The organism is Thioalkalivibrio paradoxus ARh 1 (genome assembly GCF_000227685.2).
In the GTDB taxonomy this organism is placed as follows: domain Bacteria; phylum Pseudomonadota; class Gammaproteobacteria; order Ectothiorhodospirales; family Ectothiorhodospiraceae; genus Thioalkalivibrio; species Thioalkalivibrio paradoxus.
Genome location: NZ_CP007029.1, coordinates 2,293,850 through 2,311,365, shown reverse-complemented (window position 1 = coordinate 2,311,365; position 17,516 = coordinate 2,293,850). Strand labels below are relative to the sequence as shown.

General features: G+C 67.4%; 17 protein-coding genes. 14 read left to right on the top strand and 3 right to left on the bottom strand.

What is annotated here, in order from left to right:
• The 11 genes from truA to iscR all read left to right on the top strand — a co-directional run bounded on the left by truA (position 1) and on the right by iscR (position 10,453).
• Entirely contained in the window at positions 1-846 is an 846-nt protein-coding gene (truA, locus tag THITH_RS10425; RefSeq protein ID WP_006748157.1) for a tRNA pseudouridine(38-40) synthase TruA, read from the top strand.
• A gap of 76 nt (positions 847-922) precedes the next feature.
• Positions 923-1,567, top strand: a complete 645-nt coding sequence (locus THITH_RS10420) for a phosphoribosylanthranilate isomerase (protein ID WP_006748158.1) — start codon at positions 923-925, stop codon at positions 1,565-1,567.
• Positions 1,551-2,762 carry a tryptophan synthase subunit beta gene (trpB, locus tag THITH_RS10415; RefSeq protein ID WP_006748159.1) on the top strand — a complete coding sequence of 404 codons (1,212 nt, stop codon included), beginning with the start codon at positions 1,551-1,553 and terminating at the stop codon, positions 2,760-2,762. Before THITH_RS10420 ends, trpB begins: the two co-directional genes overlap by 17 nt.
• Positions 2,759-3,592 (top strand): tryptophan synthase subunit alpha, encoded by an 834-nt coding sequence (gene trpA / locus THITH_RS10410; protein WP_006748160.1) that lies wholly within the window; start codon positions 2,759-2,761, stop codon positions 3,590-3,592. The genes trpB and trpA overlap by 4 nt, the downstream gene beginning before the upstream one ends.
• 34 nt (positions 3,593-3,626) lie before the next feature.
• Positions 3,627-4,586 (top strand): acetyl-CoA carboxylase, carboxyltransferase subunit beta, encoded by a 960-nt coding sequence (gene accD / locus THITH_RS10405; RefSeq protein WP_006748161.1) that lies wholly within the window; start codon positions 3,627-3,629, stop codon positions 4,584-4,586.
• Positions 4,587-4,727: 141 nt separating this feature from the next.
• A complete protein-coding gene (gene folC, locus THITH_RS10400; protein WP_006748162.1) occupies positions 4,728-6,020 on the top strand; it encodes a bifunctional tetrahydrofolate synthase/dihydrofolate synthase in 1,293 nt (430 codons plus the stop codon).
• A 219-nt stretch (positions 6,021-6,239) separates the two neighbouring features.
• On the top strand, positions 6,240-6,842 hold the full coding sequence (locus tag THITH_RS10395; protein WP_198019440.1) for an SPOR domain-containing protein: 603 nt from the start codon (positions 6,240-6,242) through the stop codon (positions 6,840-6,842).
• A gap of 145 nt (positions 6,843-6,987) precedes the next feature.
• Complete coding sequence (locus THITH_RS10390) at positions 6,988-7,497, top strand: CvpA family protein (RefSeq protein WP_006748164.1); 510 nt, start codon at positions 6,988-6,990, stop codon at positions 7,495-7,497.
• 37 nt (positions 7,498-7,534) lie between these two features.
• On the top strand, positions 7,535-9,040 hold the full coding sequence (gene purF / locus THITH_RS10385) for an amidophosphoribosyltransferase (RefSeq protein WP_006748165.1): 1,506 nt from the start codon (positions 7,535-7,537) through the stop codon (positions 9,038-9,040).
• Positions 9,041-9,073: 33 nt separating this feature from the next.
• Complete coding sequence (locus tag THITH_RS10380; RefSeq protein WP_006748166.1) at positions 9,074-9,667, top strand: L,D-transpeptidase; 594 nt, start codon at positions 9,074-9,076, stop codon at positions 9,665-9,667.
• Positions 9,668-9,976: 309 nt separating this feature from the next.
• On the top strand, positions 9,977-10,453 hold the full coding sequence (gene iscR, locus THITH_RS10375) for a Fe-S cluster assembly transcriptional regulator IscR (RefSeq protein WP_006748167.1): 477 nt from the start codon (positions 9,977-9,979) through the stop codon (positions 10,451-10,453).
• Positions 10,454-10,526: 73 nt separating this feature from the next.
• On the opposite strand, the gene THITH_RS10370 is transcribed toward iscR, so the two are convergent.
• The 3 genes from THITH_RS10370 to THITH_RS10360 are packed head-to-tail and all read right to left on the bottom strand — an operon-like array spanning position 10,527 to position 14,478.
• A complete protein-coding gene (locus THITH_RS10370) occupies positions 10,527-12,560 on the bottom strand; it encodes a transglutaminase TgpA family protein (protein WP_006748168.1) in 2,034 nt (677 codons plus the stop codon).
• Positions 12,557-13,564 (bottom strand): DUF58 domain-containing protein, encoded by a 1,008-nt coding sequence (locus THITH_RS10365; RefSeq protein ID WP_006748169.1) that lies wholly within the window; start codon positions 13,562-13,564, stop codon positions 12,557-12,559. Before THITH_RS10365 ends, THITH_RS10370 begins: the two co-directional genes overlap by 4 nt.
• The gene (locus THITH_RS10360; protein WP_006748170.1) at positions 13,546-14,478 is read right to left on the bottom strand and encodes an AAA family ATPase; all 933 of its coding nucleotides are present in this window, start codon (positions 14,476-14,478) and stop codon (positions 13,546-13,548) included. Before THITH_RS10360 ends, THITH_RS10365 begins: the two co-directional genes overlap by 19 nt.
• A gap of 105 nt (positions 14,479-14,583) precedes the next feature.
• On the opposite strand from THITH_RS10360, the gene THITH_RS10355 reads away from it, so the two are divergent.
• The 3 genes from THITH_RS10355 to THITH_RS10345 are packed head-to-tail and all read left to right on the top strand — an operon-like array spanning position 14,584 to position 17,515.
• Entirely contained in the window at positions 14,584-15,726 is a 1,143-nt protein-coding gene (locus THITH_RS10355; protein ID WP_006748171.1) for an ABC transporter permease, read from the top strand.
• Positions 15,727-15,728: 2 nt separating this feature from the next.
• Positions 15,729-16,502, top strand: a complete 774-nt coding sequence (locus tag THITH_RS10350; RefSeq protein ID WP_006748172.1) for an ABC transporter ATP-binding protein — start codon at positions 15,729-15,731, stop codon at positions 16,500-16,502.
• Positions 16,499-17,515, top strand: coding sequence for an MlaD family protein (locus THITH_RS10345; RefSeq protein WP_006748173.1), 1,017 nt, complete (start codon positions 16,499-16,501; stop codon positions 17,513-17,515). The genes THITH_RS10350 and THITH_RS10345 overlap by 4 nt, the downstream gene beginning before the upstream one ends.
• Position 17,516: the final 1 nt, after the last annotated feature.

The window sequence follows — 17,516 nt, the reverse complement described above, 5'->3', positions numbered from 1 at the left end:
ATGGCTGTGAGCGAGCCGCAGCGCTGGGCGCTGGGCGTCGAGTACGACGGCAGCGGGTTCGTCGGTTGGCAACGGCAGAAGGACGGGCCCAGCGTGCAGGCCGCAGTCGAACAGGCGCTCGGCTTCGTGGCCGGACATCCGGTGGATTTGCATTGCGCTGGCCGGACCGATGCCGGCGTGCATGCCACGGGCCAGGTGATCCATTTCGACACCACGGCGCTACGGGACGAACGCAACTGGCTGCTGGGCGCCAACGCACGCCTTCCGGAGGCGGTCGCGCTGCTTTGGGCGCGTCCGGTTTCGCGCGACTTCCATGCCCGGTTCTCGGCCCAGGGCCGCCGCTATCGATACGTGATCGCGAATCAGGCGGTGCGGCCGGCACTGCAGGCGCGGGGGGTGGCGTGGTGGCGCTATCCGCTGGATGCCGGGCGGATGCACGAAGCCGCCCAGGCGTTGCTGGGAACGCACGATTTCAGCAGCCTGCGGGCGGCCGCCTGCCAGGCTCGGTCGGCGATCAAGACGGTCCATTCGATCCGCGTCCACCGCCAGGGGCGGTACGTGGTGCTCGATGTGCATGCGAATGCCTTCCTGCATCACATGGTGCGCAATATCGCCGGGGTGCTGCTCCCGATCGGCCAGGGACGGCGCGACGCCGGCTGGGTCCACGAGATCATGAACGCGCGGGACCGGCGCGCGTCGGGCATTACCGCACCCGCAGGCGGCCTGTACCTGGTCGGTGTGGATTATGATCCCGTGCATCGGCTGCCCGGTGCCGGACAGGCACCGACCTGGCCGGTGTTCCCACAGGCTTTCGGCGACGGCTCCAGCCGGCAGGGCCCGGGTTGAGCCCGAAAGCGGGAGCCCCGACCGCAGCGAGGGTTGTCCGCGGGGCCTCCGCTTTCTGGTAGTCTTTCCCGTTACCATGCGTTACCGGATCAAGATCTGTGGTCTCACGGACTCCGCACAGGCGCTGGACGCCGCCGCCAGTGGGGCCGATGCGATCGGGCTGGTTTTCTATCCTCGGAGTCGGCGCGCGGTGACGCTGGAACAGGCGCGTGCGATCGTGCAGGTGCTGCCGCCGTTCGTCGCCAGCGTCGCGCTGTTCGTGGATCCCGCGCATGCGGATGTGGAGCAGGTGCTGGATGCGGTGCACCCGGATTTCCTGCAGTTCCATGGGAACGAGTCAGCGGATTTCTGCGGGGGCTTCGGGGTGCCCTACCTGAAGGCCGTCGCGATGGCAGACCAGGCCGACCCGCGTCCGGTGATGGACTCCCATCCGCTGGCGCGAGGCTTTCTGCTCGACAGCCATGGCAATGGCAGGATTGGGGGATCCGGGGAGAGTTTCGACTGGGCGTCGATCCCGGCGTCGCTGGGGCGGCCCTGGCTGCTCGCGGGCGGGCTCGACGCACACAACGTCGGCGCCGCGCTGGCGCAGACCGACCCCTACGGGGTCGACGTGAGTTCAGGCGTCGAGTCGGCGCCTGGGCAGAAGGATCCGCAACGGGTACGGGAATTCGTGCAGTCGGTCAGACAGGTGGAACGTGAGCGAAATGAAACAGGCGATTGACTGGGCGGCCTTTCCAGACGCCCGCGGGCATTTCGGGCCCTACGGCGGTCGGTTCGTGGCCGAAACCCTGATGGGGGCACTGGAGGAATTGCAGGCGGCCTATGAACGCTATCTGCAGGATCCGGACTTCCTCGCGGAACTCGATGCCGATCTTGCCCACTTCGTCGGCCGCCCGAGCCCGCTCTATCACGCGGAGCGGCTTTCGCGGGAACTGGGCGGCGCGCAGATCTACCTGAAGCGCGAGGATCTGAACCATACCGGCGCACACAAGGTGAACAACACCATCGGCCAGGCCCTGCTCGCCAAGCGTCTCGGCAAGCGCCGCATCATCGCCGAAACCGGTGCCGGGCAGCACGGCGTGGCCACCGCGACCGTGGCGGCCCGGCTGGGGCTGGAATGCGTGGTCTACATGGGCGCGGAGGATATCCAGCGCCAGTCGCCGAATGTGTACCGGATGCGTCTGCTCGGGGCCGAGGTGGTCGCGGTCAAGTCCGGTTCGCGCACGCTGAAGGATGCGCTGAACGAGGCCATGCGCGACTGGGTGACCAACGTCGACGATACCTTCTACATCATCGGGACTGTCGCCGGGCCGCATCCCTATCCGGCGATGGTACGCGATTTCCAGTCGGTGATCGGACGCGAGGCCCGGGTCCAGCACCTGGAAATGACCGGCAGGTTGCCGGATGCGCTGGTCGCCTGCGTCGGTGGCGGGTCCAATGCGATCGGTCTGTTCCACCCGTTCCTTGCCGACGAGTCGGTCGCGCTGATCGGGGTCGAGGCGGCGGGCGAAGGCATCGCGACCGGGCACCATTCGGCACCGCTGTGTGCCGGGCGGCCGGGGGTGCTGCATGGCAACCGTACCTACCTGATGGAAGACGACAACGGCCAGATCATCGAGACCCATTCGATCTCTGCGGGTCTCGACTACCCCGGGGTCGGGCCCGAGCATGCCTGGCTCAAGGACATCGGGCGCGCCCGCTACGTGTCGGTAACCGACGACGAGGCACTGGGCGCGTTCCACCGCATGACCCGGACCGAGGGCATCCTGCCGGCGCTCGAGACGAGTCATGCGATCGCCCACGCGCTGGACATCGCGCCCGGGATGCGTGCCGACCAGAGCCTGATCATCAATCTGTCCGGGCGCGGTGACAAGGATCTGAACACCATCGCCCGTCTCGAAGGAATCGAGCTGTGAGCCGCATTGCCGAGCGTTTTGCCGAGATCCGTGCCGCCGGCCGTGCGGCCCTGGTGCCCTACATCACCGCGGGCGATCCCGCACCGGGGGTGACCGTGCCGCTGATGCACGACCTGGTCGCCGCCGGGGCCGAGATGCTCGAACTGGGGGTTCCGTTCTCCGATCCGATGGCCGATGGTCCGGTGATCCAGCAGGCCTGCGAGCGGGCGCTGGCGCATGGCACCAGCCTGCGTGACGTGCTGGAAATGGTCCGCGAGTTCCGGCAGCAGGATAGCCGCACGCCGGTAATCCTGATGGGCTATCTGAACCCGGTGGAACGCATGGGGGCCGAGGCCTTCGCCGCCGAGGCCGCCGCGGCCGGCGTGGACGGCGTGCTGGTGGTCGACCTGCCGCCCGAGGAGAGCGGCGACCTGACCGCGGTGCTCGAACCTGCCGGGATCGATCCCATCTTCCTGCTTGCCCCGACCACCTCCGGCGAGCGGGTGCAGCATGTCGCGGCCGCGGCACGCGGTTTCATCTACTATGTGTCGTTGAAGGGCGTGACGGGATCGCAGGCGCTGGATGCCGACGCGCTCGGCGCCCGTCTCGATTCGATCCGCGGGCTGACCGCATTGCCGCTGGGCGTAGGCTTCGGGATCCGCGACGCGGACACGGCAGCGAAAGTGGCCCGGGTGGCCGACGCGGTCGTCGTGGGCAGCGCGCTGGTTCGCCTGGTGGACCAGTACCCGGGGGATCCGGATGGCTTCCGCAGCGCCGCGGCAGCGACGGTCCGTGAAATGCGCGCGGCGATGGATGCGGCTCGATCCGCTGGCGCACCGGCCAGCGCCTGATGCCCGGTCTGATCGTGAAACACGGGAACGACGCATGAGCTGGTTCGAGAAGTTGATGCCTTCGCGCATCCGCACCGACAACGCGAGCAAGCGCACGGTGCCCGAAGGCCTGTGGGTCCGCTGCGAAGGCTGCGATGCGACGCTGTACCGGCCCGAGCTGGAACGGAACCTCGACGTTTGCCCGAAATGCGGTCATCACCGGCGTATCGGTGCGCGCCGCCGCCTCGATATCTTTCTGGACGAAAACCCGCGCGAGGAGATCGGCGCAGGGATCGAGGCGTCGGATGTCCTCAAGTTCCGCGACAGCAAGAAGTACCGCGATCGCCTGTCGGCGGCGCAGAAGGCGACCGGCGAGAAGGACGCGCTGATCGTGATGCGCGGCGAACTCGAAGGCGCTCCGCTGGTGGCGGCTGCGTTCGACTTCTTCTTCATGGGCGGTTCCATGGGCTCCGCGGTGGGCGAGCGCTTCGTGCGGGGCGTCGACCGCGCGCTGGAGGAGCGGATTCCGCTGGTGTGTTTCTCCGCCAGCGGCGGTGCGCGGATGCAGGAGGCGCTGTTCTCGCTGATGCAGATGGCGAAGACCAGCGCCGCGCTGGCTCGCTTGCGCGAGGCCCGGGTACCGTTCGTATCGGTGATGACCGACCCGACGATGGGTGGCGTCTCGGCCAGCCTGGCGATGCTCGGGGATCTCAACGCCGCCGAACCCAAGGCACTGATCGGCTTCGCCGGGCCTCGCGTGATCCAGCAGACGGTGCGGGAGACGCTGCCCGAGGGATTCCAGCGTTCCGAGTTCCTGCTCGAACACGGCGCCATCGATCTGATCGTCGATCGCCGCGAGATGCGCACGCAACTGGCCTCGCTGCTGGCGATGCTGACGCACCATATCTCGCCGGCCGCGACCGCGGCATCCGAACCCGCAAGCGGGTCATCCGAAGTACCGGGAGAGCCCGCAGACGCGCAGACGCAGGCGTCCGAGCAGAAGGGGCCGGCCTGAGTGCGTGGTGGTTCAGGGGCTGCGCGTCCCGCCGCATTCGCCGGGCTTTCGCGGAGCCTTGGCCGTTCGGTGACCCTTGAATGCGGTATGCGGCAATGCCGCGTGCCGAGAGCCGGCCGCGAGCGGGCATAGTCGCGGACCATGCGCTTTTCCACGCTGACCGACTGGCTGGCCTGGCAGGAAACCCTGCATCCGAAGGCCATAGACCCGGGGCTCGAACGGCTGGCGCGCGTGGCCGATGCACTGGGGCTGCGCAACGGTTCGGTGCCCACGACGATCACGGTTGCCGGCACCAATGGCAAGGGAACGGTGGCGACGGTCCTGGCCGCGCTGCTGCGATCGATGGGGTTCCGGGTCGGTCTGTACACTTCGCCCCATCTGCTGCGCTACAACGAGCGCGTGAACATCGATGGGCAACCGGCGACCGACGCCGAACTCTGTAACGCCTTCGATCGCATCGATGGCGCGCGCGGCCCGGTATCGCTGACCTATTTCGAGTTCGGCACGCTCGCCGCGGCCCTGCTGTTCCGGGACGCGCAAGTGGACTTCCAGATCCTGGAGGTCGGGCTGGGCGGCCGTCTCGACGCGGTCAACCTATGGGATGCCGACGTCGCGGTGATCACCGGCGTGGATCTGGACCACGAAGCCTGGCTCGGTTCCGACCGGGAGTCGGTCGGGCGCGAAAAGGCGGGGATTCTGCGCCCGGGGCGCCCCTTGGTGCTGGGGGAGACCGATCCGCCCCGAAGCGTTCTCGAGACCGCGCGCGAACTGCGTGCGCAGGTGTATCGGCAGGGAGTCGACTTCGGGCTCGACGCGGCCGCACCCGGGTGCCGATGGACCTGGTTGGGGTCGGGCCGGTCGCTCGGGCTCGGAACCCCGGCGGGGCTGGCAGGTGCCCGGCAGCGCAACGTCGCGACGGCGCTGGCCGCCCTGCACACCCTCGGGCTCCAGGAACGCCTGACGCCCGAGGATGTGCAGGCAGGCATCGAGGCAGTGCCGCCGGGGCGTCTGCAGCGGATCGCGGGCCGCCCGGAATGGTTGCTGGATGTGGCCCACAACGCCCAGGCGGCGCGCGAGTTGGCAGCCTTCCTGCGGGAGCACCCGGTCCCCGGTCCGACCGTGGCAATCGTCGCGCTGATGGCGGACAAGCGGCGCCAGCCGATCTTCGAAGCGCTGGAATCCCAGATTGCCGTCTGGATCCCGATGCGGATCCCGGGCGAGCGTGCCCTCGGCCCGGAGATCCTGTCGCAGGAGCTTCAGGCGCTGCCGGGTGCGCAGGTTCTGCGCGCCGATGCGGTGGCCGATGCCGTTCGTGCCGCGCGGCAGCACGCCGGACCTGACGGGCGCTCGGTGGTGTTCGGGTCGTTCCTGACGGTGCAGGCAGTGACGGAATGGCTCGCGAACGAGCCTCCGGGAGCGGACACGGGAACGTGAACGGGTTCCGGCCGCGCGCGGCAAAGATCGGTTTGTGCCGGTATACTTGGCGGCCCCACTGGTGTGGGCTGCCGCCGGCGGTCCAGCGTTGGAATCGGGGGTCCCGCCTACCATGACCGTGGTCGAGCTTGCAGTGAAATCCATGATCTTCGAACCCCATGGGGCGGTCGCGCGCCTTCTCCGTGTGGCTGCCCGTTGCCAATGACCACGGAAGCACCCGTGCGTTACCGGATGGTTGGGGCCGTCGTACTGATCTTTGTTGCGGTGCTTCTGCTCCCCTGGCTGTTTGACGGTGCCGGCTTCGAGGCCATGCAGGACGTCGAGCAGCCGATCCCCGAAAGGCCGGTGTTCGTCGAACCCCGCTTGCCCCCGGTGCAGCCGGATGGTCCTCGTGCCGCTCTGGAGGGCGAAAGGATGCGTGCAGTGCCGGATGCGCTCCCGGATCCGGAGCCGCTGGTGTCCCCGCCAGCCCGTGAACCGTCGCCCCCCCCCGCGGCTGCCGGTACGCCGTCTGCGCGTCCTGAGGCCTCTGCGCAGCCTTCGACGGCTCCTCCGGCTCCGGCTTCCGCCGAAGCGGAGCGCGAACGCGCCGGCTGGGTAGTTCAGGTCGGCAGCTTCGGGCGTGAGCGCAATGCCCGCGAACAGGCACAGCGGTTGCGCGAGGCCGGGTTCACGACCTTCATCGAACGCGCGAGACTGGAAGATCGCGAGGTGTGGCGGGTGAAGGTCGGGCCGCTGGTGCAGCGCGACGAAGCGCAGCGGTTACGCGACGAAATCCGTTCGAAGGTGGATGTTACGGGTATCGTCGTCGCCCATCCGTAGACCGGTGCGCACGCTCCGGCAACGGGACCGTGGGCACTGCCGCCCGCGTGCTGTAGACTACCCGCCTTTCCCGGGCCGCCTGCCGGGCGGAACGGTGGCTTAGGCGTCCCGAACGCGGGACCACGCAGATTGAGAGTCGAATGGCGTGAACTGGATTGATCTCGTTTTTCTCGCACTCATTGTTCTATCCGGAGTGATCAGCCTGTACCGGGGGTTCGTCCGGGAGATTTTCTCGCTGGCGACGTGGATCGTGGCGATCTGGGTCGGGATCCGCTTCGCGGGGGATCTGGCCGCGCTGCTGCCGGAAGCAATCCAGGATACGACCCTTCGGCTGGGCATCGCCTTTGCCGCGCTGTTCATCCTGGTGCTGATCGTCGGCGGGATCGCTGGCGTGCTCGCGATGCGGCTGGTTCGCGGCTCTGGCCTGAGCGGCACGGATCGTTCCCTGGGGGTCGTTTTCGGATTGCTGCGCGGGGTGCTGATCGTTGCACTGCTGGTGTTCCTCGCCTCGCTCACTCTGGTTCCGGAGGAACCGTGGTGGCAGGAGAGCCGGCTGGTCCCCGAATTCGAACACCTGGTCGCATGGCTGGTGGATCTGTTGCCCGAAGGGATTCAGGAACGTCTTCGGGAGCTGGACACGGAGGTCGAGGCGTGACGGTGGCTCGGCTCCGGCCCAGCCCCGGGGAGGCCTTATGTGCGGCGTCGTAGGTGTCGTTGGCACGGCGGCCGTCAATCAGCTGCTGTACGACGCGCTGCTGGTATTGCAGCACCGGGGCCAGGATGCGGCGGGCATCGTGACCAGCGATGAGCAGGGGCGCCTGCATCTGCGCAAGGACAACGGCCTGGTGCGCGACGTGTTCAATGCCCACCACATGCGCAGCCTGCTCGGGAACATGGGCATCGGCCATGTCCGCTACCCGACGGCCGGCAGCGCGAGCTCGGCCGAAGCGCAGCCGTTCTACGTGAACTCGCCGTTCGGGATCACCCTGGGTCACAACGGCAACCTGATCAACGCGCGGGAACTGAAACAGGCACTGTTCGCCACCGATCGCCGGCACATCAACACCGACTCGGATTCCGAGATCCTGCTGAACGTGTTCGCGCAGGAGTTGCTGCGCTTCCTCGAGGATGGCCTGACTGCCGATGCGGTGTTCAACGCGATCGCACGTGTCCACGGGCGGGCGCAGGGGGCCTATGCGGTGGTGGGGATGATCGCCGGCCGCGGGCTGGTGGCGTTCCGGGATCCGTTCGGGATCCGGCCGCTGGTTTATGGCCGGCGCGAGACCGCGGGTGGCGTCGAGTGGATGGTGGCTTCCGAAAGCGCGGCGCTGGAGTCCCTGGGCTTCGAGCTCGAACGCGACCTCGGGCCGGGCGAGGGAATCTTCATCACTCCCGAGGGCGAGGTCTGGACCCGGCATTGCGCAGCCGATGCAACGCTGACGCCCTGCATCTTCGAGCACGTCTATTTCGCGCGGCCGGACTCGGTGATCGACAACATTTTCGTGCACCGCGCCCGGATGCGGATGGGCACGCGGCTGGGCCAAAAGGTGCGCAGGATCTGGCCGGATCACGACATCGACGTGATCGTGCCGATCCCCGACACGGGCCGCACGGTGGCGCTGGAAATGGCCCACGAACTGGGGATCAAATACCGCGAGGGGTTCATCAAGAACCGCTACATCGGGCGTACCTTCATCATGCCGGGACAGACGACGCGGCGGAAATCGGTACGCCAGAAGCTGAACGCGATCAGCCTCGAGTTCCGCGGCAAGAACGTGATGCTGGTCGACGACTCGATCGTGCGCGGGACCACCTCGCGCGAGATCGTGCTGATGGCCCGAGAGGCTGGGGCCCGCAAGGTCTACTTCGCATCCGCCGCGCCACCCGTGCGTTTTCCGAATGTCTACGGCATCGACATGCCGGCCGCGAACGAACTCATTGCCCACGAGCGGGACGAGGATGCGGTTTGTTCGGCGATCGCTGCCGACCGCCTGATCTACCAGGATCTCGACGACCTGGTCGCGGCAGTGCAGCGGGGCAACCGCAGCATCGAACGTTTCGACTGCTCGGTGTTCACCGGCGAATACATGACTGGTCTTGCGCCGGGTTACCTCGACTACCTGGCGTCGCTGCGCGGCGAGGGCACGGTAACCGAAGCGGTCGCAGGCGAGGTTCTGGACCTGGCCAACAAGAAATGACGCGGGTAGGGACGCGGTGGGCGCCAGCCCGGGATGGCTCGGGTCGTGGCGGCCGCTGAACCCGATCATTCGGCTTCCGACTGGCTCGAGCCGGTGGTCCGCGCCGCACTGGCCCGGGAGCCGCAGGGATGGAGTCGCCCGGTCCTGGTCGTGCGGGTCGACCAACAGCGCCTGTACGTCTGGGAGAACGGGAAGGTGGTGGCAACCTTCCCGATTTCGACCGCCGAGCGCGGGACCGGCAACCAGGACGGAAGCCTGCAAACCCCGCTCGGGCTGCACCGGGTGGCGCGCAGGATCGGTGACGGGGTGCCGTGCGGCACGATCTTCCGTGGCCGCGTGCCCACCGGCCAGGTGGCCCCCATCCTGCGGGAACCGGGTGCAAGCAGCGCGACCGACGCGATTACCTCGCGCATTCTCTGGCTCGAGGGGCTGGAACCGGGCCGCAACCACGGCGGGTCGGTCGACAGCTTTGCGCGCTATATCTACCTGCACGGGACGGACGAGGAAGGGCGGATCGGGACGCCGGCATCGCACGGATGCATCCGCCTGCGCAATCAGGACATGATTGCACTGTTTGCCCGGGTACCGCTGAATTCCCTGGTCGAGATCCTCGAGACGTTCCGCTGACCTGCGCGCCGGACGCGGCGCAATGCACCCGGGTACCGGGGTTCCCATCCACAGGGAACCCTCCTGCAGGCCGCGTGCTCCAATCCATGATCGCTTCCCATTGAACCGGGCATCGTCTGGTCAGCGGGTCTCATGGTAATCCATGCCGCTCGTCCTTAATTCATCAGGTTTGTCGTGGGATTTCGTCATGGGCCTGTTAAAATGGTGGAATTATTCTTGAGCAGGGTAGTCAAGAAAGGTGGGGCGGATTCGATCCCGGAAACGTAACGCGTTCTTTCAACCCTCGCCCAATCCTCGGAGGCGACGTTTATGAAATTGTCAACCAAGGGCCGCTACGCGGTCACCGCGATGATGGACCTGGCGATCCACGATCGCATCGGGCCGGTAACGCTGGCCGACATTTCCCAATGCCAGGGCATCTCGTTGTCGTATCTGGAGCAGTTGTTCGCCAAGTTGCGCAAGGCGGGTCTGGTCGAAGGCGTGCGCGGGCCGGGCGGCGGTTACCGGCTGGCGAAGCGCGCCGACGAGATCAGCATCGCCAACATCATCATGGCAGTCGACGAGTCGGTCGACGTGACCCGCTGCAAGGGCCAGAAGGACTGCCAGCAGGGCGAGCGCTGCCTGACCCATGAACTCTGGGACGATCTGAGCCAGCAGCTCTACGATTTCCTGGATGGGATCACGCTGGCCCAGTTCGCCAACCGGCCCGAGGTGCAGAAGGTCGCGCGCCGCCAGGATGAGCGCCGGGCGCGCCACCACTTCATCTTCCGGCACGACGCAGCCTGACGAACCCGGCCGCGTCCGGGGAAGCGGCGGTGATCGACGACGCCGGGGCCTTGGGACCCCGGCGTCGTCGTGTCTATGGGGCGCGCCAGCCGAATCGGCGTTGGCGCGGCAGGCGCGCTTCGCGCAACGCCTGGCGCAACTGCATCCGGTATCGCTCCTGCTCGGGGTGATCGAGTGGCGCATAGCGCAGGTGCAGGTACGCCTCGGCGAAATGTGCCAGCGGGGCGGCGAGTTCAGGACGTGCGCGGCGCATGCGCTGCAGGTAATGCTGGGCGCTTTCGTGTGCCGGGCGGCGGGGAAGCCCCTGGCGGTTCAGCCGCCTGCACAGGCGGTCCAGCGCACGCTGCGCCACATCCCGGGTGCTGCGAGGCCGCCGGAGCCAGAGCAACGCGCCCGCGAAAGCGGCCAGTGCGCCGAAGGCCATCGCCAGTGCCAGGAGCACGCTGCGCCAGTCAGTGGCGTCGAGCCCGAAGCGCGCGAACAATTCCTCCTGCCGTTCAGGATCGAACGCAAGTACCAGGCTTTCCCAGCGGAAGGTGAGCAGATCATACCAGTCGCTCAGCTGCAGCCGCCATTGTCCGGTCCACGACAGCCCGGAGCGGCGCAGAAACGCCGGGGCATCGGCGTCATCGCCGAACAGGCCGCTGAGCCCGGTTTCGATCCGCTCGGGTGCGATCGCCGCTGTCGGATCCACTCGAACCCAGCCCGCCTGCTCCAGCCAGACCTCGGTCCAGGCATGGGCATCTGCCTGGCGCAGCCGGAGGTATTGGCCTGCGTCCATCCATTGCCCCCCCTGGTAGCCGGTGATTACGCGCGCCGGAATGTCTGCCGCCCGCATCAGCACCGCGAGCGCAGAGGCGTAATGCTCACAGTAGCCGGCGCGTGTCTCGAACAGGAAAGCATCGGTTCGGTCGCCCTGCAGCCGCGGCGGCCGCAACGTATATCGGTAGGGATCTCCGGCAAACAGAGCCAGCGCTTCCTGCACGATCGCCATGTCGTCGTCACCGTGGCTGGCGCGCCAGAGGCCTGCCTGAACGCGGGCACGGGGTGCGGCTCCGGCCGGGAGAGCAAGTGTCCGCGCACGTTCGTCGGCCGCTAGCGGCCATCCCGGCGGGGCGTCGGGGCGTGCCGAAGCCGTGTACTGCAGGCGGCTGTCGACCCGATTCCGCGTGGTGACCTGAAAGTTGTCCTGCAGCGTTGCGTGCCCCGGCAGGGCCACCGGGTATTCCAATACCGGCAGGTAGCGTTCCCGAGTCGGCTCCAGCGTCGCGGTGTACCCGATGTCGGTTGGCTCCGGGTCGTCGGAGGGGATTTCCGGGCGGTTGCGGTCGGCATACCAGCGGCGCCCGTCGTAGCCGGTCATGACCAGCGCACGCCAGTATTGCTGGTGCTGGGGCGGTACCGGGCCGTCGAAACGCACGCGCAGCACGGTTGCCTGGTTCTCCAGCAGCTGCGCGATGTCGCCGGGCTCCATGCGGTCGGACAGGCCCGTTTGCGCAGCGCTTCGGTCCGGCTCGGGCTGGCCCCAGATCGGGCCCGGAATGCGCGGGAACAGCAGGAACAGAATCAGCATGAACGGCAGCGCATGGAGAATCATCGCCGCGGATCTGCGGGCGAGCCGGGTTACCTCGAGCCTGCGCGCTCCGTGCACCTGGATCAGCGCCGCGGTGATCACCCATGCCGACAGCAGCGAGTAGGCGCCGATCTGGATCGATTGGTTGAAGAAATAGGTGGTGACCACGACGAAATAGGCAAGAAACAGCGTCACCACGAGATCGCGCCGGGATCGGATCTCAAGCAGCTTCAGCGCGACCATCACCAGCAGCAGCGCGGTGCCCGCCTGCTGTCCGAACAGGGTGCCGAACTCGGCCACGGTCAATGCGCCGCCGGCCAGAACCAGCAGGGTCATCACCCACAGCGAGGGGATGCGGGCATTCCCGGCATGGATGGCCGCCCGCCAGATCCAGGCACCGAGCACGAAGGCGGTGACCCAGGGCGGCTGTTCCCATGCGTGCGGAAGGGCGGCGACCGGTACCGCCACCAGCGTGGCCCAGAGGCCGAGCAGCTCGGCGCCTGACCCAGCCGGACGCGTGAACGGGTGGTTCACGCGCTATCCCGGTCCGCCTGGCCGAACACTGCCAGGGCGCGCAGGCAGCGCTGCAGGTGTTCCGGCCCGGTGCCCGGACCCAACGGCGCCGTTGCAGGTATCCGCAGCCCGTAGGACTCGCCGGCCGCATGGGCCTCCAGCACCAGGTGGCACAGCGCCGAGAGCCGGTACTCGGGGTCGGAACCGGGAATCATCGCCCAGTCGAGCCAGACCGGTTGGGCATCGGCGCTGCCCGAGTCACGCACGAACAGACGGCCGCTGCGGGCGACGGCCTTCCAGACGATCCGGCTGGGAGCGTCCCCCGGCCGGTATTCACGGATGTCATCGGGTGGCGCATCCGGAGCGCGCACCGCGCCGTCCTGTGGCCCCGCAGTCCCGTCGGACACCGGAACGATCGCCGTGGGTTGCAGGGGTTGCGGATAGACCAGGATCTCGGAATCGAGGTGGAGCCAGCTCCAGGCCTCCAGCAGTCCCAGCGGAAAACGGGTCGAGAGATGCTGCCGCGGGAGACGGTAGAGCCCCCGGGTCCGCGGTTCCAGCGCCACGGCGACGTCTGTGGCGCCCAGGGCGCCAAGATATGCGGGCAGGCCCCGGTGTTCCCCGACCGCCAGTTGCAGCGCCTCGCGGGAACGGCCGGAGGTTTCCTCGATACGCAGTTTCAGCTCGGGCGCCTGGCCGGCAAATACCGGCGCGACGGGCAACACGCTGACCCGCAGCCCGAGCAGGTTGCGGTGCGTGTACCACATCGCGTTGTGCCCAATTCCTGCGATCAGAAAGGTCAGCAGGAAGGCCATGTTGTTGGAGTAGTTGATGGCCCCCAGCAGCATCACCAGAAGAACGGCCAGCAGCATCAAGCCATGGCGGGTGGGCAGAATGTACACCCGGTCCCGGGTGATGACCGCGGACCGGCCGTCGGCGCGGTGGCGCCGGGTTACCCAGCGGACGAAATCCGCGCGCAGGCGGCCGGCTGCCGTGCCTCCGTGGCTCAATCGACGGGTACGCATTCCAGCAACCGGGCCACGGTCGCCGCGCCCGGTTCGGCCTCGCGGGAAGCGATGCGATGAATCGCGACCGATGGCAGCACCGCGCGCAGATCTTCGGGCGTAACGAATGCACGGCCGTCGATCAGTGCATGGGCGCGCGCGGCCTGCAACAAGCCGAGGCCGGCCCGGGGCGACAGCCCGGTGCGGAACTGCGCCGGATCGCGGCTGGAGCGCAGCAGTGCCTGCAGGTAATCGAGCAGCGCGGGACGTGCGGTCACCGCGGCTACGGCCTGCTGCCATTCGAGCAAATCCGCCGGATCGATCTCTGCGGTGACCGGCGCCTGCGGGCCGGTGGTGGCCGCACCCTCGAGCAGCGCCCGTTCGGCCTGGGGCTCCGGGTAGCCGAGTTCGATGCTCATCAGGAAACGGTCCAGCTGCGACTCGGGCAGCGGATGGGTGCCGATCTGCTCGGCCGGGTTCTGGGTCGCGATCACGAAGAACGGTTCGGGCAGAAGGTGAGTGCGGCCATCGACGCTGACCTGACGCTCCTGCATCGCTTCGAGCAGCGCGCTTTGCGTTTTCGGGGGTGCGCGGTTGACCTCGTCTGCCAGCAGTACCTGCGCGAAGATCGGGCCTGGATGGAAGTCGAAGCGGGCATGGGCCTGGTCGAAGACCGAGACTCCGACGACGTCACCGGGCAGCAGATCGCTGGTAAACTGGATCCGGCGGTAGTCCAGTCCCAGCACTTGGGCCAGCGCGTGGGCCAGGGTGGTCTTGCCGACGCCGGGCCGGTCCTCGATCAGCAGATGACCGTTGGCCAGCAGGCAGACCAGGGCAAGGCGTACAGCCCCCGGCTTGCCGAGCAGCACGCGGTTCAGCGAGTCCTCGACGCGGCTCAGCGCGTGCCGATCCATTTCCAGCGCAGGTCGGTTCATGCGGATTCCTTGGGGCTCCAGCCTGTTGAGTCGGATTCCCGTCCCAGGTTCCGGCGAGCCCGGGTGGGGAGCGCCATTATGAACGGTTGACCCCGGATGCGAGCAATGCCAAGGCCCGAAACCGATCCGAATCCGAATCTGCGTTACCGTGCCGAGCCGGGGCCGCCTGCACGTATTCTCCTTGCTGGCCGCATGGATGCCTACAGCGTGGGCCCTCTCTGGGAGCGCGTGTTGCGTGAAGCGGACGATTTCGCCGCCCAGGGGGAGCTGTCGGTCGATTTGTCGGGCGTACGCTATTGCGATGGCGCCGGAGCCGCGTTGTTGTTCAGCGTCGAGCAGGTGGCGGCAGAGCGCGGGGTGGAGGTCCATATGGACGGCCTCGATGGCGCGATCGAGGGGCACCTTCGCCCTTACCGCGAAGCCGCGGCGACGCGTTCGGCCCGAGGCGCGGTCGAACGTCCCTGGACCACGCGTCTGCGCCGATACGTGGTGGCGGTCGGGCACGAGATCTACGAGCAGATCGCGTTCATCGGCGAGTACAGCCGGGCGCTTGCGCTCGCGGTCTTGCACCCCGGCCGGGTCCGCTGGGGCGATACCTTGAAGGTGGCCGAGGCTGCGGGCTTCCAGGCGCTTCCGATCGTCTCACTGATCGCGTTTCTGCTCGGCGTGATTCTCGCGTTCCAGTCCGCGATCGCGATGAGCCAGTTCGGCGCGCAGATCTTCGTGGCCGACCTGGTCGCGATTTCGTTGCTGCGCGAACTCGGGCCGCTGATGATGGCGATCCTGCTCGCCGGGCGCTCGGGTGCGGCGTTCGCCGCCGAGATCGGGACCATGAAGGTGAACGAGGAGGTCAACGCGCTGACCACCATGGGCTTGGACCCGGTGCGTTTCCTGGTGGTGCCGCGGATTCTCGCCGGGGTCTTCGTCGCGCCGCTGCTCACGCTGTATGCCAATCTGATCGGGCTGATCGGCGCGGCGCTGGTGATGCGTGGCTTCGGGATCCCGTGGGTGGCGTTCTTCAACCAGGTCAGCGGCGCGGTAACGCTGACCGATCTGACCTCCGGCCTGTTCAAGGCCGCGGTGTTCGGCTTGCTGGTCGCCAGTGTCGGCTGCCTGCGCGGTCTGCAGACGGGCAACGGCGCCGCAGCAGTCGGGCGGTCGACGACCAGCGCGGTGGTCAGCGCGATCATCCTGATCGTAGTCGCCGACGGACTGTTCGCGATGCTGTTCTATCATTTCGGGATCTGACCATGCCGGATCGGGACGACGCGATCATTCGGGTGGAGGGCCTGACCATGGGCTTCGGCTCCATGGTGATCATGCAGGAACTGAACTTCACCGTGCGCCGCGGCGAGATCTTCGTGATTCTCGGCGGTTCCGGCAGCGGCAAGAGCACGCTGCTGAAACACATGATCGGCCTTTATACACCGCTGGCGGGTCGAATCCTGATCGCGGATGCCGACATGGCGCGTGCCGATGGGCCCGAGCGCGAAGCGATCCTGCGGCAGGTCGGTGTGATGTACCAGATGGGGGCGCTGTTCGGGTCGATGACCCTGCTGGAAAACGTACGGCTGCCGCTGGAGGTGCATACGCGGCTGCCGCAGGGCGCGATGAATCGGATCGCCCGCGCCAAGCTTCAACTCGTCGGCCTGGCGGCCTACAGTGATTTCATGCCGTCGGAAATCAGCGGCGGCATGCAGAAACGGGCCGCCATCGCGCGCGCGATGGCGCTGGATCCGAAGATCCTGTTCCTCGACGAACCCTCGGCCGGGCTCGATCCGATTACCTCGGCGGAACTCGATGTCCTGATCCGCCGCCTGGCCTCCAGTCTGGGCATGACGCTGGTGGTGGTCACGCACGAACTCCCCAGCATTTTTGCGATCGCCGATCGGGTGATTATGCTGGACACGGAAACCCGATCGATCGTGGCGGAGGGTGACCCGAGGGTCTTGCGTGACTCCAGCACGCATCCCTGGGTACGGCGCTTCCTGCGGCGTTCGGAAATCGAGGAGTCATCAGCATGAGTGCCGTACATCATTTTCGGCTTGGCCTGTTCATACTCGGCGCCATCGGCACACTGGTGGTGATACTGGTCGTGATGGGCACGGGCAACCTGCTACGGCCCACGATCGAGATGGAGACCTACATCGACGGTTCGGTGCAGGGGCTGGATGTCGGTGCCCCGATCAAGTTTCGCGGCGTGACCATCGGTGAAGTCACCCGGCTGGGGTTTACCTCGGTGGAATACGAGCAGCAGGTGTCACCGGTGGAGCGCAAGCGCTATGTGCTGGTGGAGGGCAGGCTTCGGCCCGACCGGTTCGCCTCCACGGCCCGGGAGACGCTGTTCAGCGAGAACGTGCTCGAACCCTTCATCGAGGCCGGCCTGCGAGTGCGCATGGCCGCGCAGGGGATCACCGGGATCAACTACCTTGAGCTCGACTTTCTGGATCCGACGACCCATCCGCAGCTGCCGATCGCCTGGGAACCGCGCAGCGTCTATATTCCGTCTGCACCCAGCATTGCGCTGCAGTTCCTGGAATATGCGGAGAGTGTTCTGCGCCGGATAGACCTGCTCGACATCGAGGGCATGGTGGATAGCACCGTCTCCGCGCTGCATACCCTGGAGCGGACGGTAGCGGATCTGGATACCCGGTCCCTGACCCGTCATGCAGAAGACCTGGCTGGTCACCTGCAGGAAACCGTGGAGCAGAGTCGTCAGCTTCTGGTGGCCGCCGAGCGCCTGCTGCAGGACCCCGACATTGCCGCGCTCCCGGGCGAGACCCGGGGCACATTGCGTTCGCTGCGCGAGGCCGTTGAGCGAGCCGACATCGGCGGTCTGGTGACCCAGATCGAGGCGGTCGTCGTGCGCCTCGACCGGGGGCTCGAGATCAACGAGCAAAAGCTGGCGGCGACGCTGAGCGACCTGCAAGCCGTGACCACGGGGCTGCGCTCGCTGACCGAAGACGCGCGTCGCAATCCGGCCGGAACGATCTTCGGTGGGCCTCCGCCCCGCAGTGCGATCGAAAGGAGTCCATGAG